General features: G+C 53.0%; 31 protein-coding genes and 3 pseudogenes. 4 read left to right on the top strand and 30 right to left on the bottom strand.

All coding sequences use genetic code 11. From position 1 onward, the window contains the following. Window positions 1-484: 484 nt before the first annotated feature. The 3 genes from CWM61_RS24525 to CWM61_RS24515 are packed head-to-tail and all read right to left on the bottom strand — an operon-like array spanning window position 485 to window position 1,436. Entirely contained in the window at window positions 485-802 is a 318-nt protein-coding gene (locus tag CWM61_RS24525) for a hypothetical protein (protein WP_100632099.1), read from the bottom strand. A 14-nt stretch (window positions 803-816) separates the two neighbouring features. After that, window positions 817-1,167: a hypothetical protein gene (locus tag CWM61_RS24520; protein WP_023340954.1), complete on the bottom strand. Its 351-nt coding sequence runs from the start codon at window positions 1,165-1,167 to the stop codon at window positions 817-819. Further along, complete coding sequence (locus tag CWM61_RS24515) at window positions 1,164-1,436, bottom strand: hypothetical protein (protein WP_100632098.1); 273 nt, start codon at window positions 1,434-1,436, stop codon at window positions 1,164-1,166. Before CWM61_RS24515 ends, CWM61_RS24520 begins: the two co-directional genes overlap by 4 nt. A gap of 600 nt (window positions 1,437-2,036) precedes the next feature. Between CWM61_RS24515 and CWM61_RS28890 the strand changes: the two genes are divergently transcribed. Continuing rightward, on the top strand, window positions 2,037-2,726 hold the full coding sequence (locus CWM61_RS28890) for a trypsin-like serine peptidase (RefSeq protein ID WP_133122474.1): 690 nt from the start codon (window positions 2,037-2,039) through the stop codon (window positions 2,724-2,726). Between the two features lie 9 nt (window positions 2,727-2,735). Next, window positions 2,736-4,028, top strand: coding sequence for a hypothetical protein (locus CWM61_RS28885; protein ID WP_133122473.1), 1,293 nt, complete (start codon window positions 2,736-2,738; stop codon window positions 4,026-4,028). 500 nt (window positions 4,029-4,528) lie between these two features. Here CWM61_RS28885 and CWM61_RS24500 read toward each other — a convergent pair whose 3' ends face one another. The 25 genes and pseudogenes from CWM61_RS24500 to parM all read right to left on the bottom strand — a co-directional run bounded on the left by CWM61_RS24500 (window position 4,529) and on the right by parM (window position 18,474). After that, the gene (locus CWM61_RS24500; protein WP_223156217.1) at window positions 4,529-4,648 is read right to left on the bottom strand and encodes a type I toxin-antitoxin system Hok family toxin; all 120 of its coding nucleotides are present in this window, start codon (window positions 4,646-4,648) and stop codon (window positions 4,529-4,531) included. Then, complete coding sequence (locus tag CWM61_RS29990; RefSeq protein WP_224222653.1) at window positions 4,593-4,745, bottom strand: DUF5431 family protein; 153 nt, start codon at window positions 4,743-4,745, stop codon at window positions 4,593-4,595. Before CWM61_RS29990 ends, CWM61_RS24500 begins: the two co-directional genes overlap by 56 nt. Window positions 4,746-4,920: 175 nt before the next feature. Then, window positions 4,921-5,160: a hypothetical protein gene (locus CWM61_RS24495; RefSeq protein WP_052451810.1), complete on the bottom strand. Its 240-nt coding sequence runs from the start codon at window positions 5,158-5,160 to the stop codon at window positions 4,921-4,923. Next, window positions 5,160-5,387, bottom strand: coding sequence for a hypothetical protein (locus CWM61_RS24490; protein WP_100632096.1), 228 nt, complete (start codon window positions 5,385-5,387; stop codon window positions 5,160-5,162). Before CWM61_RS24490 ends, CWM61_RS24495 begins: the two co-directional genes overlap by 1 nt. Then, the gene (locus tag CWM61_RS24485; RefSeq protein ID WP_100632095.1) at window positions 5,387-6,115 is read right to left on the bottom strand and encodes a plasmid SOS inhibition protein A; all 729 of its coding nucleotides are present in this window, start codon (window positions 6,113-6,115) and stop codon (window positions 5,387-5,389) included. The genes CWM61_RS24490 and CWM61_RS24485 overlap by 1 nt, the downstream gene beginning before the upstream one ends. Then, entirely contained in the window at window positions 6,112-6,543 is a 432-nt protein-coding gene (psiB, locus tag CWM61_RS24480) for a conjugation system SOS inhibitor PsiB (protein WP_100632094.1), read from the bottom strand. Before psiB ends, CWM61_RS24485 begins: the two co-directional genes overlap by 4 nt. A gap of 44 nt (window positions 6,544-6,587) precedes the next feature. Next, window positions 6,588-8,645 (bottom strand): ParB/RepB/Spo0J family partition protein, encoded by a 2,058-nt coding sequence (locus CWM61_RS24475; RefSeq protein WP_100632093.1) that lies wholly within the window; start codon window positions 8,643-8,645, stop codon window positions 6,588-6,590. Window positions 8,646-8,714: 69 nt separating this feature from the next. Continuing rightward, window positions 8,715-8,963, bottom strand: a complete 249-nt coding sequence (locus CWM61_RS24470; protein WP_100632092.1) for a DUF905 domain-containing protein — start codon at window positions 8,961-8,963, stop codon at window positions 8,715-8,717. A 48-nt stretch (window positions 8,964-9,011) separates the two neighbouring features. Then, complete coding sequence (locus tag CWM61_RS24465; RefSeq protein ID WP_100632091.1) at window positions 9,012-9,554, bottom strand: single-stranded DNA-binding protein; 543 nt, start codon at window positions 9,552-9,554, stop codon at window positions 9,012-9,014. Between the two features lie 713 nt (window positions 9,555-10,267). Further along, window positions 10,268-10,588: a hypothetical protein gene (locus tag CWM61_RS24455; protein ID WP_100632089.1), complete on the bottom strand. Its 321-nt coding sequence runs from the start codon at window positions 10,586-10,588 to the stop codon at window positions 10,268-10,270. Between the two features lie 36 nt (window positions 10,589-10,624). Beyond that, window positions 10,625-10,868, bottom strand: a pseudogene (locus CWM61_RS24450) (DNA polymerase III subunit theta). A 193-nt stretch (window positions 10,869-11,061) separates the two neighbouring features. Continuing rightward, window positions 11,062-11,253, bottom strand: coding sequence for a hypothetical protein (locus tag CWM61_RS24445; RefSeq protein WP_100632088.1), 192 nt, complete (start codon window positions 11,251-11,253; stop codon window positions 11,062-11,064). A 42-nt stretch (window positions 11,254-11,295) separates the two neighbouring features. Then, on the bottom strand, window positions 11,296-11,802 hold the full coding sequence (locus CWM61_RS24440; protein ID WP_100632107.1) for an antirestriction protein ArdA: 507 nt from the start codon (window positions 11,800-11,802) through the stop codon (window positions 11,296-11,298). 44 nt (window positions 11,803-11,846) lie between these two features. Further along, the gene (locus tag CWM61_RS29705) at window positions 11,847-12,275 is read right to left on the bottom strand and encodes an antirestriction protein (RefSeq protein WP_100632087.1); all 429 of its coding nucleotides are present in this window, start codon (window positions 12,273-12,275) and stop codon (window positions 11,847-11,849) included. Between the two features lie 679 nt (window positions 12,276-12,954). Then, on the bottom strand, window positions 12,955-13,722 hold the full coding sequence (locus tag CWM61_RS24425) for a hypothetical protein (RefSeq protein WP_100632086.1): 768 nt from the start codon (window positions 13,720-13,722) through the stop codon (window positions 12,955-12,957). A gap of 53 nt (window positions 13,723-13,775) precedes the next feature. Next, the gene (locus CWM61_RS24420; RefSeq protein ID WP_100632085.1) at window positions 13,776-14,195 is read right to left on the bottom strand and encodes a DUF1380 domain-containing protein; all 420 of its coding nucleotides are present in this window, start codon (window positions 14,193-14,195) and stop codon (window positions 13,776-13,778) included. 9 nt (window positions 14,196-14,204) lie between these two features. Further along, window positions 14,205-14,426 carry a hypothetical protein gene (locus CWM61_RS24415; RefSeq protein ID WP_001568042.1) on the bottom strand — a complete coding sequence of 74 codons (222 nt, stop codon included), beginning with the start codon at window positions 14,424-14,426 and terminating at the stop codon, window positions 14,205-14,207. After that, window positions 14,426-15,127 carry a DNA methylase gene (locus tag CWM61_RS24410; RefSeq protein ID WP_001568041.1) on the bottom strand — a complete coding sequence of 234 codons (702 nt, stop codon included), beginning with the start codon at window positions 15,125-15,127 and terminating at the stop codon, window positions 14,426-14,428. The genes CWM61_RS24415 and CWM61_RS24410 overlap by 1 nt, the downstream gene beginning before the upstream one ends. A 71-nt stretch (window positions 15,128-15,198) precedes the next feature. Continuing rightward, a pseudogene (locus CWM61_RS29700) lies at window positions 15,199-15,392 on the bottom strand (hypothetical protein); the annotation flags it as partial. A 121-nt stretch (window positions 15,393-15,513) separates the two neighbouring features. Next, entirely contained in the window at window positions 15,514-15,849 is a 336-nt protein-coding gene (locus CWM61_RS24405) for a hypothetical protein (protein ID WP_100632084.1), read from the bottom strand. Further along, the gene (locus tag CWM61_RS24400) at window positions 15,846-16,067 is read right to left on the bottom strand and encodes a hypothetical protein (RefSeq protein WP_020805715.1); all 222 of its coding nucleotides are present in this window, start codon (window positions 16,065-16,067) and stop codon (window positions 15,846-15,848) included. Before CWM61_RS24400 ends, CWM61_RS24405 begins: the two co-directional genes overlap by 4 nt. Window positions 16,068-16,134: 67 nt before the next feature. Beyond that, window positions 16,135-16,376, bottom strand: a pseudogene (locus CWM61_RS30245) (hypothetical protein); the annotation flags it as partial. Between the two features lie 159 nt (window positions 16,377-16,535). Beyond that, window positions 16,536-16,766 (bottom strand): hypothetical protein, encoded by a 231-nt coding sequence (locus CWM61_RS24395; RefSeq protein WP_023329036.1) that lies wholly within the window; start codon window positions 16,764-16,766, stop codon window positions 16,536-16,538. A gap of 62 nt (window positions 16,767-16,828) precedes the next feature. Next, window positions 16,829-17,500 (bottom strand): plasmid partitioning/stability family protein, encoded by a 672-nt coding sequence (locus tag CWM61_RS24390; RefSeq protein ID WP_001568039.1) that lies wholly within the window; start codon window positions 17,498-17,500, stop codon window positions 16,829-16,831. Window positions 17,501-17,502: 2 nt separating this feature from the next. After that, the gene (gene parM, locus CWM61_RS24385) at window positions 17,503-18,474 is read right to left on the bottom strand and encodes a plasmid segregation protein ParM domain-containing protein (RefSeq protein ID WP_100632083.1); all 972 of its coding nucleotides are present in this window, start codon (window positions 18,472-18,474) and stop codon (window positions 17,503-17,505) included. A 232-nt stretch (window positions 18,475-18,706) separates the two neighbouring features. Between parM and umuD the strand changes: the two genes are divergently transcribed. Continuing rightward, a complete protein-coding gene (umuD, locus tag CWM61_RS24380) occupies window positions 18,707-19,138 on the top strand; it encodes a translesion error-prone DNA polymerase V autoproteolytic subunit (RefSeq protein ID WP_001568036.1) in 432 nt (143 codons plus the stop codon). Then, window positions 19,138-20,409 (top strand): Y-family DNA polymerase, encoded by a 1,272-nt coding sequence (locus CWM61_RS24375; protein WP_100632082.1) that lies wholly within the window; start codon window positions 19,138-19,140, stop codon window positions 20,407-20,409. The genes umuD and CWM61_RS24375 overlap by 1 nt, the downstream gene beginning before the upstream one ends. Before the next feature lie 81 nt (window positions 20,410-20,490). On the opposite strand, the gene CWM61_RS24370 is transcribed toward CWM61_RS24375, so the two are convergent. Together CWM61_RS24370 and CWM61_RS24365 are read right to left on the bottom strand one after the other, a co-directional pair. Continuing rightward, the gene (locus tag CWM61_RS24370) at window positions 20,491-21,465 is read right to left on the bottom strand and encodes a ParB family protein (protein WP_165785307.1); all 975 of its coding nucleotides are present in this window, start codon (window positions 21,463-21,465) and stop codon (window positions 20,491-20,493) included. Beyond that, window positions 21,465-22,670 (bottom strand): AAA family ATPase, encoded by a 1,206-nt coding sequence (locus CWM61_RS24365; protein ID WP_015632469.1) that lies wholly within the window; start codon window positions 22,668-22,670, stop codon window positions 21,465-21,467. The genes CWM61_RS24370 and CWM61_RS24365 overlap by 1 nt, the downstream gene beginning before the upstream one ends. Between the last annotated feature and the right edge of the window lie 44 nt (window positions 22,671-22,714).

Here is a 22,714-nt window from a genome sequence, read left to right as displayed (position 1 = left end):
AGCTTTATCGCCGGCACGGTGAAAGCGGCGCGGCCGGAACGGTCGCAGCAAGCGCTGCCGTTGACCTTGACTTCAGACATCAGACACTAGCCGTCAGGCCCGAAACCGCTTTGCGGGTTCGGCGGAGCCCGGCAGGTGCGCAGCAGCTGCCATGGCGGAGTGTGGCTCGACGACTGGACAGCGCAGCTGGCCAGGAGCCGAAGGGGTCCAGTGTGGGGGTGCTTTTAAGCCTTTTCAGGTTTTAAAGGGACACAGCAGGAAAGAAAACCATCACAGGAAGGAACGGGGGAGTATCAGAACAAAAGCCCGCAGAGTAAACACGGGCTGAGCCAACTGGCGAATCGAGATAGGTCAATATATGCAACATACAGCTCAATAACCGGGCCGGATATTATGATCCGCGTCACAAAATTAACACCACCACATATAGGGATTTATAAATTCCTGAAACTGCAGTTGTCCGGATCACAGACAGGTCAGGAGGTTACTTATCGTTGTTTTCACTCAGATTATTCGCTTCGAACGCGATAAGAAATGCTTTCAGCCCGGCACAAAACGCATTGAATTCTTCCGGCGTAACCTCTGCGGATCGGTTTATTCTTGCTCCGCGAAGATGAGAATTACCGGATGCATTTTTTTCCGCCCCGGCACTGCGGATTATCGAGTCGGCCCGGCTTTTTGAACATGGAACACCGCCCAGGCTGATAATTTGTGCAACATCTTTCCTGTTGAGGCAGCCAATCGCCCCGGCAATCATCTTAAGATTAGCCGTAAGTTGTCTGCAGGAAAGTACGTCACCCATCGGTTTTACCTCCTTCAGCGATCGAGCCGCTCGACGGTGGCCAGCAGTTGTGGATAGGTCGCTGACAGGCACTTTTCATACAGTGATTCAGCCGCGGGGATACCCTCCAGATAGTAATCCGAGTCCCGGATTTCCTGAGCCAGATATTCAATAAAGGCGGGTTCCACAACGGAGCCATTCAGCACATTAAGCAGAACCTGTGTTTCTTCGTCATCGAGAGGAAGGGCACAGGCGCGAACCAGATGCGCATAGCGATCAAAGATATTATTCAGCCGTTCAGTCACCCCTTCCCTGTGGGAGTTCAGATGTGCTCGCAGCTTAGGCGAAGGCGTGAAAGAGGGGTTGCGGGAGATCTCTTTTTTCATTGGTTATCCTCAGCATACTGGCCCGACATAATTAAGAATTTGCGCCGCTCCCTCACGAACTGTTGGTACCATTTACGGGCAACACTGGCCAGATCATCCTCAGAAGCGCCACAGAAAAGCGTACTCCCCATAAACCCTCCCCCACGGCAAATCTGAGCACCGGTGTTACCAGGGCGTCCCGGGGACTCCAGGTGAACATAGCCGCCACTGTCGGGTGCGTAAAAACTGAAAATTTCGCCGGTTTTACGGGATTTTATCGTGAAGTTCATGCTTGATCTCCTTTGGCTCACCCGCGACTGCGCTTCGCCTCTCTGAGTTAAGTGGATTAATTACTGTTCATTACACAGACAATAGTATGACAGGAGTCATACAAAATCCAGTAAAGAGAGGAAATGTTGAACACAAAAGATAATTAATGCTGATATGTACGCATCCATTAGCATTAATACCCGGTGCATATAAATTTCCCGGCGTCCCGCAGACTGATTCGACGCCTTTCAGCACTGTAGCTCTTGCGCAACAAGCCGTTACTCATGGTCAAGCGCCTCATTGTTTCCCATTGCGGCCAGCAGAACTGGACGGGATTACCAACATTTTAGCGTAGGAATGATGTAAAGAGGATTTATAATAACCGGTTAGGCTGCTAAGAAGTATACAAAATAACACTGTGCATTAAAATACAGTTTTCATTTATTAAACAACGATGTTTCCCAATAACTTAGCAATTAAAAAAAAGAAATGAGCTTTATAAGCTTGCATTTAAAAATCAATCTGCTATACATGCATTATGTACACCATAAATTACTAACGCTACGCCCATAAACCCAATCGCTTGTAATTCTACATCATTGTGTAGAAAGGTGGTGATTATGAATTCAAAAAATCCCCAAAATGCTTTGTTAAATAACATGAAGCCATTTAGTTCATCACCAGGCGTTCCACCCAGGCAAACTATTGATGAAAAAATATGGCCATGGAGTTCTATTGGGCTATTGGAAGTTGGCAACCAGAATGCTTCTGTTTTTGGTTCAGGATTCATGTACGCCCCAGACGTTATTGTTACAGCCAAACATAATTTTACTCAAGTCTCAGACTGGGATGCTGCCGGTGTATGGCTTGAGTTTAATTCAAACGAAACGTTCCATAAAAAATATGATATATATCCACCTCAATTTCATAGTCAACTCGATTTAGCGATAGCTATATTAGCCGACTGTAACGTCAATCCGTTAAATATAAGTCATATTATACCTTCAGAAGACATACTTCTTGGAGGGTATGGAGTTGTCCGCAGTGATGGTTCCAAATGGTTAACATACGGTAGTGGGAAGATAAGTAAAACAAATTTAAGCAGTGTCACTTATTTGTTAAATACAAATGAAGGTGATAGCGGCGCTCCAATTATCATTTATGACAAAACATATAAAGTAATAGGTATACACACTCAGGGTTTGAATGATACAGATGGGAGCTCAAATTTCAACCATGGTATATTATTAACTCAAAATGTTATTTCAGATATAAACAACATGATCAGTGCGGCTCGCAATAATATATAGGGTGAAATAATGAAAGTTAATACAAGAGATTTTTTTACCTTACTAACTTTAATAACATCTATGAGTTTTACCAGTGGATGTTCTTCAGGCTTCCCCGGAGCTAGACCAAAAACGTATGCGGCTCCCGGTGAGGCTAGAGTATTTGCAAGCACTGACAGATGCCCACATGCGCCAAGCGGATTAGAATCTGCAATTGTCGTATCTGCAGTTGCAGCCATTACATCCCAGGCATTATCAAATTTCGCAACCGTTCTGGAGAAAGGCGCAGAGGGAGGGGAGTTACAAAGCAGCACGTCCATATTGAACATGAATCTTGACCCGGGAGTTATTCCCCGGTGTATAGTAATCGTTCGTGGGGATTTTGAAAGTACATCATTAAATAGTAGAGCGTTAAGCACTAATAATATATTTAATTTCTCTCCACCCTCTGCTGAACAAAGTAAAAGAATAACTTCATTAAATTTACCTTCAATTTATAGAGTGGATCATTTAATTGAAATAAGTGTGATTCCTTCATCTAATAAAACGGCTTTAGCATTTGCACCAAACTTTGTGCGTATCGACAAATCAATTGATGGATCAAAATCCGGCGAAAGGGACTTGTCTGTTTCTCTAAAATTCAATAATTCAAGCTCTACAGAGAAAGGTAGCGTGATATTAATTCAAAACAATAAAATCGGAAATACCCCAACCGTTTACACCAAAGATATTAATACAGACCAGTACCCAATTGAATCTCCCTGGTTCTCCTCATTTAATACACTCCAGACTACTAGTAATGTGACTGCAGACGGTTCAGCACCTCATACTGAAAAGAGAAAAGGAACAGTTAAAAGTGTCCCAAATGACCCAAGGAAACAGCCGGAAACAGTTTTCTCAAAAAGTGATTTATCTCTTCCTGTAACATTAACATCGACAGTCATAGAAACCAGGCCAACTAATGAGGGCTTGGCTTTTATTGCGGCTATATTTACTTCAATCAAACCAAAAATAGAAGATAGCCTCAAAGAATATTATGACCCAACAATTCAATTAAATACCGAAAAAAATTCCCTGACAAATCAAACAGATTATTTAATGGCATTGCAACAAGCTGAATCATCACTCATAGACTATTGTTCCGGCATGAAACAGGATAACTCGGCTGATGGTAAAAAGGATAGACTGGTTAAATCGGGTACTGCACGTATAGACCAACTGAAGGCTAACAAAGCAGCCCTCGAGGCTGGTATTTATCCTCCATACAAGGAACTCGTCAGGCTTTCATCTGAAAATACTAACGGTGATAGTATTTGCCAGTAGAGCAATAAGGGTATCCGTCTTTACTGGTATGAAACTCTGTAAGGTAACAGCTCAATGAGTCGCGAAAGTGGCTTTTTCGTGGATGCTGGATGGACCGAATTACCTGAATATCCAACGTCAAAGAGATATAGTTATCTCTTTGAATACTTACCGCACAAGGCACTAAGTTTATTTTGAACGTCTGTCTGGAGTTCAGCAGAAGGTTCTTGAGTTACTGTGGGCACAACAGATTCTTAAACCACACTAACAATAACTTTTCCCGGCAATAGCTAATGGATGCGAACACTAGTATTAGCATGAATAGCGGGCAGCGCCGGAGGCGCTACCGCCTCCCCCCGTTCCCCGCAGGGGAACTGCCCTTACCGGAAGTTAAGGCGTGCGGTCGCATCGGGAAGGAAAAAGGGGCTACCGGCGAACCGGCAACCCCTTCATAAAGGCGCTTCAGGCATGACAGACATCATCTCCCCTTAATGGCGGGGGTTTCCCCCCGCCGGGGTTAGCTACTTAGCGGATTCGTAAGCCATAAAAGCCGCCACCTCCCTGTTCGTGTCCCTGTACCGGATTTCACAGAGTGATTTCCGGGTGAGGTAAGTGAATATCAACAGTGTGAGGCACACTATTAATACACACCCGAGCAGAGTGTTTCGCGGCAGTTTCATGGCCTTCTTCTCCTTGCCTCGCGGCATCTAAGAGGCTATCCTGATGTTGTCTAGGCATACAGGTGGCCTCGTGGGTTAATGAAAATTAACTACGGGGCTTTCTGCTTTCTGCCACACAACACGGTAACAAACCACCTTTACGTCATGAGGCAAAAAGCCTCAAGCGCCGATGTCATTATACCCTGTCGTCTCTCATCCACCCAGGACTAACAGTCTGATAACTGAATATATCCTCAAACACCTCCTGACTCGTTTTCTCTCTGTAAACCCAGCGCCTGCCGGATTTCAGCCGCCCGTTGTTCACTACCGGCGTTCTCTCCGGCGCGATACACCAGACTGATTAAGGACAGTAACTCCTCCCTGTCTTCTGAAGTCAGCTTGACCTCCAGACGGCACAATACTTTTCCGGTGACCGCATGGCGAAATACCGTTCCCACATCCTTCCGATCAAACTTCCGGCTGACAATACTCATCAGAACTCCCTGTCGCTGTTTCCTGCAGACCAGTCCCTGATTTGTTCATCCAGCGCCTGAATATGCTGATCGACATATTCAACCAGCCGCTCTGTTTCTGTTTCCAGCCAGCCACTCAGCCCGTCCCATTCACAGGTCATTTCTTTAAGTCGGGAAGAAATGGTATTCAGTTTATTGCGCTGGCTGCGGGCCACCTTCAGCTCCGTTTTGCAGGGGTTATTTCTCATTATTTTCTCTCCTGCAACTCAAGTTTGTTGGGAACCAGCCAGCGTTCGCGTTCCAGAATGTGTTCCCCGGTTCCCCTGACGATAAAACTGATTTCATGCATCACCTCATACAACGGTGCATGACTGTAACGCAGCCAGACCAGCTCCCTGAGTGAGGCGAATCGCGTCTGCCAGCGCCAGAAGGCCGGTTCCAGCTCACTCGCGTCAAACTCGTCGCTCCACCGGGTGTACCAGGTGCAGACAGTTTCTGGTGACTGAAAATTCAGTTCTGTGACAGCCTGTCCCAGCAGGTTCTGACGCAGTAACCAGGACTGCTCGACCTGACGGGCTTCACGGCGCATTTTTCGGGTGAAGGCAATGTCCTGACGTTTCAGCCTGCGTATTGTCCGGGTATGAAGGACCTCCGGAAAAAGTTCAGCCTGCACATCCATTGTCAGCGGCAGCGGACAGTATTCCCCGTGGCTGGAGATAAGCATATCCAGAGCCTCTTCCACCTGTTTCAGGCTGGAAAGGCGGTCTTTTGGATCACGGTGAAGGCCAGGGATGCGGCGGGCAACGTCACTATTAATCCGGCTGCAGCCTGTCAGCAGGCGCAGGAATGTCCGGACGTGTGGCATCGATGGCAGACGTGCGCCACGCTGGCGAGCCTCTTCCACCGTCATGATGGCCTGCAGCGCTGCCTGACGGGCTGGCTTCAGGGATACAAGAGCACTGGATGACGGGATCATTGTGCGCCCTCCTGTGACAGCGTGTTGATGATGCTGGCAAACGAGTAGCCACCGGCGTCAAGACACTCGATGAGATCCAGAGTGTGGGTGATGAGTTCAGGGTTGAATGCATCCATCACGCGAACGACAGAGAACGGCTGTCCGTCACGGGTAACAAAGACCACTATCCAGCGAGGATTCAGCTCCCCCGGACTGCATACCGCCACATCAAAGTGACCATGAGGGGGGGTAAAACGGATCTGGACAGGAAAGAAGCCGCCAAATTCGCACCGGTATTCAGCATTCACGGACCAGCCGGACGGTGAGGTCAGATCGCGCATGACTGCGTGGCTCAGCTCCCGGCGGAAATCTTCACCGGCAGCGCGGTAGTCTTCCAGCTCGTCGGTTGACATGGTTTTCAGGACATCCAGAGTCAGTAAAGTTTTCATTTTTAGTCTCCCTTTCGCCGCCCCCGAAGGGGCGGCTTCCGTGATCAGGCGGCGCAAGCCGGGTTGTTATGGTCAGTGACGTCGTCGGAATCAGCGTTTGTATCGTTCTGACTCGTTACCAGGCTGAGTTCAGACTTTGCAGCAAGCTGTTTCTGGTTGTCTGCACTGGTCATCCATTCCGGAACCCAACGGATTTTTGAGAGGAAGTGCTCTGCATGTTCAGCGGCATCCTTTTTCTTCATTTTCGCGGCGTCCAGTGCTGCGCCTGCCAGTCCGGCCTGAGAGAGTGCCTGTACAATGTGTGGCAGCTTCATGTGCGAGAAAAGGTTATCAGCCGTCGGTTTCCACCAGTCACGAAGGTCAAACTGAATGGCGTTTTCCACCCCATCCAGCGAACTCTGGTGTTTACGACCAAATTCATCCTTGCTCTGTACACCATCAATGGAACAGGCGGTGCAGAAAGCCATCAGCGCCATCAGGGTTGCGCCATCGAGCGTAAAGAAGGTGGTCATATCCTTTCGCCAGTTTTCCGGCAGCAGGGCTTCAAGACGTTCTTTTTCTGACTGGATGGCCTGAAAAGCAACGCTGTTTTCACCGTCAGGTGCTTCACGGGTCAGCGCGTAATGCGACACACTCACGCTAATGCAGAACGGCTCTTTGACGGACGTCGTGGTATGGAAAACCGAGTTACACATTTTCCAGACCATCAGCGCGACGGCTTTCTGCGGCTGCTGCAACAGGGCCGCCTGAACCGCCAGTGTGCGTTCAGAAGAAAGGCGGGTCAGCAACGGAACACTGACGGCGTCCAGCGGATCGACTTTTTCAGGGGCCTGATCGGTGGAGGCATCCTTCTCCTCCATTTTTTCATCGGCGCGCAGTACTACGCCACGCTGCACCGTCACCTCATGACCATTCCAGGAAACCACCACACCGGAGGTCTGCTTATATTCATCCGTCCATGCCCGGTGTTTTGCCCGGTGCGCGATGGTCTGCTGTTCTTCCCAGACGGCTTCCAGAGCCCCGGCCACGACATCAGCATTCACGCCGGGGTTCTCGTCTTCATACTTAGCCTCCAGAGCTTCCAGCTCCGCAAGACGTTCTGATTCTGTCTCAGAATATTCAATCGGTGGAACAGACTGCAGACGCCAGATTTTAGTGTCCTTCCCGTAGTGTGAAATCGGGTCAAGACGACCATCACACCATGACCAGCCTTCCGCTTCGCGGAGGTGCTCCGCGATATTCTGCAGTTTTTCCAGCAGGGCGGTATCGAGCGATGCGCTTTTGACATAGCCGCCGTTTTCGCTGCTGAAGAGATCAACCCGGATTTCTTCCGGACTGAATGCGGCCTGCCCCACAAAGCGGAATTTATCGCCGTTTGTGGAGACCTCTTCTGAGGTAATGAGGTTACGGATCGAGGAAACTGATACTTCATTATTCCAGGACCGTTTGCGAGCGGATTCCAGCACTTCCACCTGGCGTTTCTGATCGCTTTCGAGCGCCAGTGCCTGGCAGTGTTCGGTGGTGATTTCATCTTTCGCCAGCGCCTCCAGAATTTCGGGAGCCAGTTCGGTCAGCTTCAACATGCGCTGAACATGACGGGTACCGAACCCAAGCCAATCGCCAATCTGCGCGGGAGTTTTCCCCTGCTCTGCCAGCGTGCGGAATCCGGCGATCTGTTCAGACGGATGCATTGCCATCTGCTGTTCGTTTTCTGCCATTGATGCAGCAACAGCCAGTTCATCAGGTACCTTTTTCACCATCACCTGATATCCGGCATCGATACGTTTTTCACTCTGCAGGAGCTGCAGCGCTTTCAGGCGACGACCACCTGCAGCCACACCACACAACCCGTCAGGGAGAGAATGAACGACCAGATTCTGCAACAGGCCAAGCGCATCAATGGAATCTGCCATTGAGCGTACTTTCTCCGCCGGATAAGGGATGGTCCTGACGTTCAGGGGAGATTTCACCAGGGCCGTCACCGGGACATACTCAATCGGTGCGGCATCGAGAGCCGCTTTCAGCGCTTCGGCTTCAGCAGCTTTAAGGGATTTTTTGCTGGTTTTTGGAGCAGTTTTTACCTTAGACTCTGTTGCAGACATAATTGATACCTCTTAGCTATTGATGAATGTCTGCCGGACAGCCCACCTGTCCGGCCTTCTTCTTACTGCTTACTTCGTTTTGCGTACTCCGTAGTCCCGGATATAACGGTTCATCAGGTCCTCGCCGCCCGGTTCAAAATTCCAGACGCGCCAGACCATGCTGCCGTCATCCTGATGACGGACGACAAGGCGAAAATGGGTCCCCTGGTCATCTTCAATCGCCACATTCTGATACTGCGCTGCGACAACCTGAGCCTGCTCGCGGGTAAACGTGCCATCCGGCAGGGATTCAAGCGGGGACAAAACGTTATGGTCCATGTGTTTCTCCTTTTCTGCCCCGCCTGAACGGGGCGTCTTCATCGTGGTTTAAAAGGGCGCGTCATCATCCATTGGTGGGAAATCATCCGGGAGTGGCTGAGGCGGTTGCTGAGGCGGGGCGGCATCCTGACGGCCTTTCTTACCGCCCTTCGCTTTCGGGGATTTAGCTGCTGCCTGAGCAGGTTGTGCCGGGGTGGCAGGATTCTGCGGCTGCGCGGCGCTCTCAGGTACACCGGATTCACGGCGGCCGCCGAGCATCTGCAGGGTGCCGTTCTGCCCGACCAGCACCTCGGTGACGTAGCGCGTGACTCCGGCATCGTCCTGCCAGTTGCGGGTGCGCAGCTGGCCCTCGATGTAGACCTGTGCGCCTTTACGCAGGTATTCGCCCGCCACTTCCGCGAGCTTGCCGAACATGACAACACGGTGCCACTCGGTGTTTTCGCGCATCTCTCCCGTCTGCTTGTCACGCCATGTTTCAGACGTGGCCAGCGTCAGATTGGCCACTGCGCCCCCGTTGGGCATGTAACGCACCTCGGGATCCTGTCCCAGATATCCGACCAGAATGACTTTGTTAACGCCACGTGCTGCCATGATGAATCTCCTTAATCCGTTGTTTTGCCTTTTAAAACCATCACCCGTTGAGTTGCCGGGGCCGCGGTTTTGACTTTGTGCGGGGACCTGCTGAACCTGCCCCCTGGATAAAACCTTCACCCGTTTGAGAGCCGTTCGCCGCGAGGGCAAAGACGCCACGGCCTGACGCATCTGTCCGGGGCAGGACACAAAAGTTTTTGCGGTTCCATGCAAAAAGTTTTGTGGACTGTTCATTACACCCTGGACAGCCAATGCGACAGGTTGTGGCTATGTCAGCCCGGGCGAATGGACTCAAACGGGTGATACGGCACCAGGGGAAAGGAGCAGGCACCCGCCGCAACGACGAAGAGCGCGTGCGCGAAACGGCGTTGCCCTGCAGAGTGCCGGCAGCTTTATCGCCGGCACGGTGAAAGCGGCGCGGCCGGAACGGTCGCAGCAAGCGCTGCCGTTGAACTCAGACATCAGACACTAGCCGGCAGGCCCGAAACCGCGTTGCGGGTTCGGCGGAGCTTACCGCGTCTTTTCGCGGTTAGCGGAGTGTGGCTCGACGACTGAACCGCGCCAGCGGGTCAGGAGCCGAAGGTGGCCCCGGGGCAGATTGTGTGAAAAGAAAGTTAAACAGAGGAAGAGCTGCAGCAAGATGGAGAGTACCGGTAGGTCTGGTCTGGTCTGGTCTGGTCTGGTCTGGTCTGGTCTGGTCTGGTCTGGTCTGGTCAGGACTGAGATTCGCCCTTCTCTTTTCTGTACTGAACAACGCAGTACCAGGCAGAAGCAAGGAAAGCGAAAACGGTGATCAGGACACGAAATTCGTCACCCGGCTCTTTCCCCTGCAGCATCAGCGTTATGATGATGCCGGCAACGATAATCCACGCCATGCCACTCCAGAGGAGCAGCTTATCCGCCACGACATTAATCAGAACAAAAGCAACGGCCAGGATAGCCCCCCACAGGGCCGGAACAGGCTGAAACGGAATAAAAAACAGGTTAATACCGGTTAAAAGCGTCACGGCAGCAAACATCATAGACATACGCACAGATTCCCCTCCCTGGACACACTGACTGTAAGAATATCAATTCTGCTGATCATCGCCCGGTTTATTATATTCGGGTGCATTTGCGCGCGGCAACTGCTGACTGTTCAGTCGATGTACGCGGAGCCGTTCATGGAAATATTCGCGCATGTGTTCAGGCTGTTCCCGTTCAACAAGCTCAGGCACACATCCTTTCCTGCCAGGCAACGGCAGCGGCCACCTTATCGACGGCAACTTTGTCCTGCTCCTCTTTTGGAAAAGAGGCGATATTCCACTTTGACATATGTATCACCGGTCTGCTTTACAGGAAGATATCCCTGATAATACGCGTATTCCCGGACAACAGCGACTGACAACGGAGAAGAGAGTGCGCGGCGCCGGAGGCGCGGCGACGACTCTCTCCGGCAGGCGCAGCCTGCCAGGGTTTTGCGCGCGGACTGACAGGCACCCTCCGGCCCGGACGCCTGCCATCGAGCTTACTGGCCCTTGCCGCCCTGTATGATAAAGTGTCCGCCAATGTAGACGGCACACTGACAGGTCATGTATTCGCAGATTTCATCCATCACCTGCGCAGTGGTCAGTTCCCGCTGACCGGCATCGCGGCGGCGGGCATTAATCAGGGCTTTGTACTGTCGCAGGATATCGCGGCTTTGTGGTGCAAGTTTCATGTGCTTTCTCCTTAACCGGCGGGCTTCCCGGCCTGATATTAATCAGTTGCTGAATACATAGCCTTCATGGAAGACATAGCCGCTGCTGAACAGATCCCGCGCGTAAGCCTCATAATCGAAATAGACGCGCAGGGATTCAGGCACCTCGTTTAACAGGCCGTGATCCTCCACAAAGCCATAAGCAAAATCCTCCTCGCTTTCAGCCTCGCCGCAATACGCATCATCAAAGGCGTCATAGTCGCACTCGCCGGTATATTCCGCCCAGGCCACAAACGCGGCGGCGCGTCCTTCGTCCTGAGCCTGCCGGAATGCCTCGATAAACGCCCACTTAACAGAGGATTCAGAGGCAAACTGTGACGGAATACCCTCGATGTCCTGAAACATAAACTCGGGGTCATCCTCGGCGGCATGCAACGCCCGGCAGGCGTCATAAAATTCGTCTTCGTCGTCGAAATCGGTTAAATCAAACCATTTGCCAAAAATACTGCCGCTGTTGTACTGGTGATACGTGCCCACGTAGATGGCCGGAGTGGTGATGGATGAATTCATTTTTTCGTCTCCCTGCGGGGCGGCATGGCCGCCCCGGTCGTTAATCAGTCCAGCGCGGCGTAAATGGCGTTGCATTCCGGGTGAAGGGTAATGTGATTCCAGAGCTGGGCATCACGCAGCATATAAAGGCGAGTCAGTGCCGGGTTACTGCTGTCATGATGGGCCGCCAGACGGCGATTAATCGCCAGGCTGGTCAGAATAATGCCCGCCGCGTCGGCGCTGACCATGCGATCAAACCAGTTTTCACTGTTGAACAGATGAACCCGGCCACAATCCGGCATCATGTAACCGCCGCCCTCTGGCAGCCGGATAAAGTGCCAGAACTCACTGCTGTATTCAGGCATCCATTGTTTCGCCAGCGCATACACCTGCAATTCTGCGAGCATAAAATCAGCGCCGAACATGTAGGGCATAAAAGACAGGCGGTCACACTCTTCAACATTCAGGACGGGGCGTGTTGTCACATACTGCATGGTAAAACCTCCGTAATCACATGGACTGCGGCACCGGGTTGTGCCGTGCCGACACGTCAGCCCGGCGGAAAGCGGAAGATGCAGGGGCGACACCGGAGGCCGCAGCGCAGATAAAGCGCGAAGCGGGTCTGGACGGTTTTCGAGCGAAACCTGAGCGAGAAAACGACGGGAAGAACGGCGAGCATCATAAAAAAACTGCGACCGGGCGAGGATGGCGGCGTCAGCGAACCCTTGCATCTGCAGCAGCCGGGCTAAAGTGAAGGCACGGCACTACCCGTCGCGATGCAGGAGGTTGAATACAGGGTTTCTCCCCCCGTTTTTCGACCACAGGGAGAAAAGCGGAAGCAGATGTCGCGACGCGACAGACGCAGGAATAAGGCCACAGACCGGAGGGATGGGGCCGGGTGAAGCGGAGCCGGCGGCAACGGCAAGCCGGCGACTTCCTTATCCGGAGATGGGTGCGCCAGCAAACTCCAGCCTCTGCGGCTGCCGGGCTAAAGTGAAGGCACGGCACAGCCAGCACACGGCACGGCGATAACAGAGGGTTGTGTTCACCCAAAAGGCCCGGAAACCGGGCCGGGTGGACGCGGAGCTGGCACGGCGACATCCTTATCGCACCACTCCTCCTGTGCCGGCAGGCTGACAAGGGAGGGTCCCCCTCCCCTGATGCGCCGGGCTGTCACTCCTGAGTTCTGCTGGCGCGGGCCTCTCTCACCATTTCCCTTAAAACCCGGCGATCAAACCAGCGCCGGACCGGAGTGTCCGTAAAACGCAGCTGATCAGCGATAACCCCTGCGCTCCTGATAGTTTCCTCCCGCTCGTTAACCAGGGTGAGCAGGACCGGGCAGAATCGCGCATCGCGAATAAGAATGGCATCGAGGACCTGATCCAGCCTGTCGGTTTCGTCTTCGTCCAGGCAGTTATCATGATCATACTCCACGGCCAGCAAGCGCCAGTCACCGATCCGCCTGTCCATCAGACGGGGATTGACGGACGACGTCAGCGCGGCGGCGATGCGCTTCGTATCCCGGTGGACGATTTCCGATATCTGCGTGAGGGAGGCTTTCAGGAAGGCCAGCAGATCGTCACATTCCGCCGCCGTCAGCCACTCCTGAGCGTAAGGCAGGCGGATAACCTGACAGTCAGCCAGCCGCTCCGGATGCGGATATGCCTGCACCGGAAAGAGATGCAGACGAGCCGGGGTTCCCGCCAGCCGCCGGGCGCTGGCGAGCAACAACGCTGCCCAGCCATACGTCAGCGGCTGACAAAGCTGTTCCGTAAGCGTGAGGATTTCCACGCCACTGAGAGAGCCGCAGGCGGCAAGCCAGCCGGGTACGGTTTCAGGGGCGACGGGCGCCATATCAACAGTGTCGGGCCAGCCAGCCTGGCGCAGCATCCGGTCGCCGTGACGCAGAATAAGCGTGTTAAGGGTTTCATTTTTCATCATTATCGTCTCTGTCCGGGGTATATCACCCCGCAGCGTGGCGGGGCGATCTGCTGTCAGCTTTTCAGTAATGCCCGCACTTTTGCTGTATCCGCCAGGCGGCGCATTACGCTTTCCGGCACCGGGAGATTGCGATCCCGTGCGGTCCATTCCCTGTCCCACAATGCCTGTTCGGCGGTAATCAGCAGGGTTTCAAGCAGGTCAACCGGCACAGTCACCCTCTTCCCGTTCTCTTTCACCTGGTCTATCAGTGCCATCACCAGGCCAGCTGACACGCCCGACTCAAGCCGTTGTTCTTCCGGTATAGCGTCCATGCGTTCCAGTACTGCCCTTACGTCATGTTCTGAAAAGGAATATTCCATCCCGTCAGCCAGTGCTTCAATATCCGCCGGGGTCCAGATAATCAGGTTCAGCGGGGTTTCTGCGGGATATTGCTCATTCAGCATCCTGCAAAGATCTTCACGGGTTCCGTACATGTTCTCTCCTCAATCCAGAAAGCTTTCATCGAGCATCAGTGCAATATTGAACGCCTCATCCATCAGGACGCTGAGACGTCGCAGACTGATACCGGCAAGCCGTTCCGCCAGTCCGTCGTACCGGTAGTGGTACGTGTCTTCCAGCACTTTCAGGGTGGTTTTCAGGTCGCAAAGATTGTTCGCCAGCCCGGCCATATCGCGGCGCAGGGCTTCGTGTCCGTCGTAATTCATTACGCGGCCTCCGGGAGCCATTCATCGTTCGCCGCCGGGGTATTGACGGCCCGGTGCATGGCGGCCAGTCGTTCGGTTCCGGCCCGGTGGTACTGCGCCAGCATTTCGATGCCGATATAGCGGCGTCCGGCACGGTATGCAGCGACGCAGGTCGAACCGCTTCCGGCAAACGGGTCGAGAACAATCGCGCCCGGGGCGCTAAATGACTCAATCAGCGGCTGTAGCGCCTCCACCGGTTTCTGCGTCGGATGCAGGGTATTACCGGTATACGGGAAGGGCAGCACATCCGGCAGCGGTTTAAGGGGCGGCACGGGGCGGCCTTTGGCAAGGACATAAGCCCCTTCATGGCAGTAGTCCACAAATCCGCGTCGGGCCCTGGCGTTACGACGGTTGGAGGCATAGTTTTTGGTGAACACAAGCTGGCCCACGGCATAGAATCCTGCCGCCTTCCACGCGGCCATAAAGCGGTCCACACGGTTCCAGCCGTAGAAGCTCACCATCAGCGCGTCTTTTTTAAGGACGCGATACATCTCCAGCGTGGCCGGTTGCAGCCACTCGTCCGTCACATCCCCGGCAATCTGTCTGCCCTGACGGTCCTTAAAACCGACGAGGTAAGGCGGATCGGTCACAATAAGGTCCACGGCACGGTCGGGGAATCCGCGCATCACATCAATACAGTTCCCGAGAATGAATCTGGACATGGCAGCACTCCTGTAGTCTGAGGGGGCAGGAGGCATCACCGCGATACCGTTCCCTGCCGCACGCTGCCTGTTCATCGCGTCCGGTCACGGGTCAGGCCGACCGTGGAATACCGCAGCCGTCCGTCTTTTCGACGGCAAGGATATGCCGCGAAAGCGGCTTGAAGGGCGTTCCTTAAAAGGGCGAGGGACTGGCGTACACTCTCAACGACGCCGGGCCGGAGCGGAAAAACCGCCCGTCCCGTACCAGACCGGACGCGAGACACTGGCAGCGGGTGGCAGGTTCATCCCCCCGCGCCGCCTGGCGGTCGCGGATAAAAGCGGAGCCGGAAAAGGCGACGGCATCAGAAGGGCAAAAAAACAGGGCATTGCGCCCTGTCGGTTGAAGGTCAGCGTGTGATATCCCGCCAGTCATTTCCGTACTCATCCATGATGACCGGTGCATCGGGTGTGCCGGAAATCACCCACGCATCAAGAAATCTGAGGCCACGCAGGATGCTGTTTTCCACGTCATCGAGCAGGACGATGCTGTTGAACCAGACGACACCCTGCAGGTACTGCCAGCAGTGTCCGTCGTCCTCCCGGCTTAATGCTGGCCACCAGGTACGACCCATTGCCTGAATACCCGCTTCGGCATGTTCCAGGTCGGGCGCACAGACAATAAAGTTGACCATAATTTCGACGTCATCGACATCGACACTCATACCGATCAGCCAGTTGTTCATGCTCGTTTCACCTCGTCGATTGCCGCCTGCAGGTGGCACCAGTTGAAGCCGTCATTCGCATCATGGCTGTCCTGCGCACGCTCCATCGCCGCCTCGATGTCACCCTCCGTGAGCGAGTCGTCGAGTGAGAGAAAATCATCAGCCAGCCAGAACGTGCCGCAGCACAGTTCGTCTTCCGGGTACTGCGCCAGACGGGCGCTGAAAGCTTTAACGGTCATACGTTTTTCCATTCTCTTTTCGGGCGGTATCCGCCGACTCCTCTGTGGTCAGTGTGTGCAGGAGATATCACCGCGATACCCTTCCCTGCCGCACGCTGCCTGTACGCCGCGACCGGTCACGGGTCAGGCCGACCGTGGAATACCGCAGCCGTCAGTCGTTTCGACGGCGAGGCTATGCCGCGAAAGCGGCTTGAAGGGCGTTCCTTAAAAGGGCGAGGGACTGGCGTACACTCTCAACGACGCCGGGCCGGAGCAGATAAACCGCCCGTCCCGTACCAGACCGGACGCGAGACACTGGCAGCGGGCGGCAGGCTTGCGTTAACGCCAGGTGAATGGGGGAATTGTCGGCTACCTGTCCACAAATCCGGGGCTTAAGATTGTGGATAACCTGAAGGCAAAGGACGGAGAAGCGCGGGAGAACAGACGCCACCACGCCTGTTCTTTTTTTGAACAACCAGAAAATTTGTATCAGCGGTTCAGGGATTTATCCCCGGCCAGGGACAGGCCAATATAGACGCCCGCCCCCCAGATGACCTGCGACAAAATGAAAACCCACTGCGGAACGTCGAAAACCAGAAGCGGAAGCAGACATATCGTCACAATGCCAATCAGCCGGCTGCCAAATTTTCTGCGCACCGGTTCACTGCTGTCGACGGGAATGCGGGCGAGACGGAGAACATTTCTGAATCCTGGTGACATGAGAACCTCCCTGGGATGCCAGTCATTTGAAATCGGTGTAGTAGTGGATGTGATTCGTACTGTTAGTCGCCGAATGCACGCCGCATATTTTTCTTTATTTCCCGGGTATCCGACCCGGACACCGGCGCGGCAGATGCTGCCGGCGTATCCGGTACTGCAGCTGCAGCCCTGTTCACGTCAGCGGTGCCGGCCATCTGCTGAACCAGTGCCTGCAGCTCACTGACCGAGGTGGGCGGTACCGGCATACTGGCCAGCAGGCGCGGCAGTTCCGGCGCCGTCGTGTGGAGGGCAAGACCGGTGATAATCAGGTTTCTCAGCAGATCCCCACGCAGACGGGATGACGCTTCCGTCAGCACACTTTCCACCCGTTCCCCACTCCGGCCATTCTGAAGCGTCAGGGTGTAACGCCGGCGCTGGTATTCTGTCTCCGGTGACACAGGCAGAGCAGCCTCGCCATTTTCGGGCTCATCCGGAAGGCCGGTGAGTGAGGACCAGGTTCCGGAGACCAGGGCCATCACGGCGCAAAGGCGGACAGCGCTCAGTTGCCCGGCAAAGAACACCGGGATCAGCGCCGGTAAACGGGCATCCACCTGGTATACCACCGCCCCGGCGGTGGCGGCGGTACGGATGAACTCACCGCGCAGGGGCTGTGAGATGGTGCTGATGGTTGCCATTGCCGCGATGTCGGTGCGATCGTCGCTGTGCAGATAGAAAGAATACTGGCCGTCCGGCACGTTTAGTCCTCTTTATTGTAAAGGGCAATCTCCCTGGCCAGCGCCATCTGCGGATCGCCGATAACCTCGATACGGTCAGGAGCCAGAGGCCAGGCCTGACGGATAGCTTCTTCTATGAGGGAAGCCCCTCCCCCGACCAGGAATACCCGGTTAACGTTCCTGAAGGCCGTCAGCTCACTGGTGACACGCGCCCCCAGGGAAGTGATCGCCTCTGCTATTTTGTTCCGAACCTCGTCGATTTTACCGGCATCGTTGATCACACGCTGCAGATACTGACGATCATTGCGGTTGCGGATGATAGTGTCAGCGATGAGGGCGCTGGTTTCGCTGTCTGCCGCCCGCAGCGCGCCTGAAGCTGCGCGGGTGACCTGTGACACGCCGACAGACGGATTACCGTGCACCGCACTGATATCATCAAACTGGCCGACAATCACACCGGCATCGAGCGTGGTGCCACCGAGATCGATAATCAAGGTGGTCTCCGCGGGGCCGGGCTTCAGCTCCGCGAGACGGGAGAACGCCGCCGGTAGTGATTCCGGCATCACCTTCACGTCCGTTACGGTAAATGCCCTGCCCTTATTCAGAACCAGCTCACGCATCAGGTTTTCCCGTTTGCGTCGTATGTTCTCCTCGTTCCGCTGGCAGTCCCCGTCGTAATACTCACTCAGGGGCAGCGTCACGGTCAGGCTCACCGGCTGCGGCTCCAGTCCGCTGTTCAGCAGCGCATGATGCACGGCCAGCAGGTTGAGATCACCGTACTGATATTCCACGTTTGTTGTCGGGATGGCATCCCGGCTGACGCTGTCCCAGGTGTATTTCAGCGTACCCACCTGATAGTTGAACGTTGCCGCACTGAATTCCGCCACTTTCCAGCCATGACGGAAGGAGTTCGCAGAAACCCGGGTCTGAAGCTCATCTCCTTCAAACCATGCCAGCTTAACATTAGTTGAACCATCATCGCAGTAAATATTCATCATTATGCTCCGTTAATTACACTCAATTTGATACTAATTATACGAGCAAAATGAAAAAATCAAAGTAATACTTCTCAATATGAGCAATATAAAAATATCAAAATGATTAATTTAAGCATTTTGAACACTTTTATTTACTCAAAATGTTCTTAAGGCATGCAATCTGGATTATCGTCACGCTGTTAAATACACTGTATGTATAACCAGTGAAATTAGAGTATCAGGAGGAAAGATGAAGCTACAACTTTTCAGCACCGGGAAAGAACTCCCGCCACAGGCCCATCCATTGTTTGCCGATCTGGCCAGCTGCGGTTTTCCCAGCCCTGCTGCTGACTATGTCGAGTCCGATCTGGATCTCCATGATTACTGCATACGGCATCCGAGCGCGACGTACTACCTGCGTGCCAGCGGAGACAGCATGGCCGACGGCAGTCTGTACAATGGCGATCTGCTGGTTGTGGACAGTGCTGAAAAGCCGCGGCACGGCGATATCGTTGTCGCCAGCGTACAGGGGGAGTTTACGGTGAAACGGCTTCTGCTGACGCCACGGCTGACGCTGCAGCCCATGAATGCCTCCTGGTCGCCGATTTATCCTGACCCCGACGAGCTGGATATCTTTGGCGTCGTCACGCATATCATCCACCGACCGAGGGAGATGTACTGATGTTTGGCCTGGCCGATGTGAACAGCTTCTATGCCAGCTGTGAACGTGTTTTCCGCCCGGATTTGAAAGGAAAGCCGATAGTCGTCCTGAGCAACAACGACGGGAACGTAATCGCTCGCAGTGCCGAGGCGAAGCCCTGGATCAAAATGGGGACTCCGTGGTTTCAGATAAAAAACGAAAGGTACCCGGAAAAAATATATGCATTTTCAAGTAACTATGAACTTTACGCCTCGATGTCAGCGCGCGTGATGAACTGCCTGGAGGAACTGGCACCCAGGGTGGAACAGTATTCCATTGATGAGATGTTCCTCGACCTGACCGGCGTGGAGCACTGTATGGGGCTTGAGGACTTCGGCCGGCAGCTGCGTCAGCACGTGTATGACTGTACCCGCCTGACCATTGGCGTGGGCGCCGGACCAACGAAAACCCTCGCAAAATCAGCCCAGTGGGCCTCAAAAGAGTGGAAACAGTTTCGTGGCGTACTCGCTCTGACCAGGGGAAATCCGCAGAGAACGCGGAAACTGCTTTCACTGCAGCCAGTTGAAGAAATATGGGGGGTGGGTAACCGTATTGCACGCAAGCTGAATGTGCTGGGCATAAAGACCGCACTCGATCTGGCTCTGACGAACCCGGCCTTCATCCGCAAAAATTTTTCTGTGGTCCTTGAGCGAACGGTACGTGAACTGAACGGGGAAAGCTGCCTTTCGCTTGAGGAAGCCCCTTCGACTAAACAGCAAATTGTGTGCAGCCGCAGTTTTGGCGTGAAGATCACTGAGTTCGAGTCGCTCCGCCAGGCTATCTGCCAGCACGCAGAGCGGGCCTCTGAAAAGCTGCGTAAAGAGCGCCAGTATTGCCGGCATATTTCCGTTTTCATCAAAACGTCCCCGTTCGCCGCTAAAGAGCCGTACTACGGCAACGTGGCCACGGAAAAACTGCTTACCCCGACTCAGGACACCAGGGACATCATTGCAGCCGCCACAACGGCTCTGGAGCGTATCTGGAGGGATGAGCACCGGTATGCCAAAGCCGGAGTTATGCTGAATGACTTCACCGGCTCCGGCGTTTCGCAGCTGCAACTGTTCGACGAACGCCCGCCACGCCCTCACAGTGCTGAGCTGATGAAGGTTCTGGACGGGATCAACCACTCAGGGCTGGGTAAAGTATGGTTTGCGGGGCGGGGCATTGCCCCGGAATGGCAGATGAAACGGGAGATGCTTTCTCCTGCTTATACGACACGATGGTCAGATATTCCTGAAGCGAAACTGGCGTAAAACTTTGGCGATTTCACCTTGAAATTCTCAACCTAAACTTCTTAATTACAATAAGTTAGATGTGAAATCGCCATGGCGAAATTATTGACTCAAATTTCTTTCAAGGACCTCATTGATAGCCTTGTCCAGTTCATCCTGAACCACTTTTGACATACGGCTAAACTCATAAGTCAGCGTGCGCCCTTTCACACGCTTGCGCGCGAACTTGTCCTTTTCTTCAAAGGTCCAGAGTGGGGAAATCACTGACTTTTCCTTGGGAGGTGGCGCTATCAATGCCTGAGATGCCTGAGAAATCAGCTTCAGTATACTGGCTTTCTGTTCGTCTTCTGGTCGCTCGCAATCACTTAAAATTGCATTATGCCGATCTGAGACAGACTGAATGAGTTCTTCAGGCGTTAAGCCCTTTTCACTGAGTTTTTCGTTAACTTCTAAAAGAATTTTATAGTCACTAAATGACAGCTCCGACTGAACCGGGAACAGAGCAATCAAGTCTTGCGGTACTGCCGCCGCCTGCAGCGCCCTGGTGACCTTAGCCTGAGATAACCCCTCCAGTTCAGCAATTTCCTTTTGATTGAATCCGGACTCTTTAAGAGCTATCAGTCTCAGGCCTATTTCCCGAAGGTTATGTTCTTTAGCTGTCTGGATATCTTTAGCCAGTTGGCGAGCTTCATCAGCTGATAAAAGTTCATCGGTAACCATGACATCAAGGCCTGTACGGATATAAATCGCTGAGGCTCGCCGTCTTGAACCATCCAGTATCTCAATCTTTTCACCTTGCTTAATACCAATACAGGGGAAGAACTGCTGAAACTTAATCGTCTGGATAATGGATTTCAGAGACTCCCTGGTTAGAGCAAGTTGATCTCGTCCATTGTTCTCCTGGTTTACGAAGGTCATACTTTCAACGTCAGATGCAGGTATCCGAACAAACCTGAACGTTACCTTCCTGCCGGTTTTTAAGGTAAATACCTGGCTTCTATCGGTGTCAGTCATCTCGACCATTGACGCCTGAGTATTTAACTGTCTGCCGATGGTTTTTCTTCTCTCATTCGACATCACATACCTCCGTTAGTACGAATGAACTCAATGCGATCAAATACTGCCTTCGCAAAGTCCTCCGCTGCTGATTTTGCGCTTTTTAGCGCCTCTGTACTTCCATCATAGGTTGCGGGATTTGCTGAAATAACGGTGTCAAAAGTCTCCCCACAGCGTTCGAAACCATCCAGTCTCGGCAGAACCATATCGAGCATATCGGCACCGAAAACCTCTTTGGCCTGGCTATGACAAATTTTGTGATCAGACTTGTTCAGGATTTTGGACATGAAGCCGACGTTACCGATGAGATTGCAGGTGTGCCCGTCCATTTCGATCGAATCAATGAGGGCAGGGAGGCTGGCCACAAACTTCAGGGAAGAATGAAAATCAACCGTTGCCGGTGGAAGGGGGGTCAACATCAGGTCTGCCGCACCAATACAGTTTTTCAGGAATGCATCAAGGTGAGGACCGCTATCAAGGAAAATAAAGTCGTAGTCATGCTGGAGCTTGTCGATAATGTTCTCTTTAAGCACTGCATGAATATTTTGCCCTGGCAGATGTTCTTCACACAGCCCCTTCCAGCCTTCAGCAAGGAATGCATCGTCAATGGAAGCGGGAATGACATCAACACCCGGAATAATCGACGGCACTATAAAATCGGAAAGTAATTCTTCACGAGACACGTTCTGGAGCATGGCCTGAGCAGCCGTATTTTCAACCAAGCCCACTGAATTCTCATGGCTCAGGAACATTGTCAAAGATGCCTGCGGATCGAAATCGATGGCCAGAATACGGAGGTCTTCGAACAGAAGCTGAGGATGAGCTCGAAAAGCATGTGATAATGAAGCGGTAGAGACTGTCTTGGAACCACCACCTTTAAGATTACAAACAAAAATCGTGAAGGCTTTATCGAAGCGATCCCTGTACTTGGGCACTTTACGATGGAAATACAGATCGATGACATTCTGAATCGTCATCGCGTATTTCATCGTATTGCCGGAAGGTTTCTTTTTAAAAATGTAGCCACCGGCTTCCATTTCGGCCACAGCATACTCAACACTGCCTTTACTGAGTTTAGGCAGCTTATACAGGGCGGCTTTGCTGTATTCCTGATAGAACTCGGTAAGTTTCAATTCCTCTTTTTGCTGGCGTATATTTTCGCTCAAAGATGTCAGAAGCTTACCTGCACGTGTGGCGACTTTCCGTAACTGCTCAATATTGTCCATTCATCACCTCATGATGTTTTTTGTCATTTTGAACAAAAAGAGTC

Origin of the sequence: Klebsiella sp. K-Nf6, from assembly GCF_002806655.1 — a bacterium.
In the GTDB taxonomy this organism is placed as follows: Bacteria; Pseudomonadota; Gammaproteobacteria; order Enterobacterales; family Enterobacteriaceae; genus Klebsiella; species Klebsiella variicola.
Note: the sequence above shows the minus strand (reverse complement) of the source record. Positions and strands in the feature narration are given on the sequence as shown.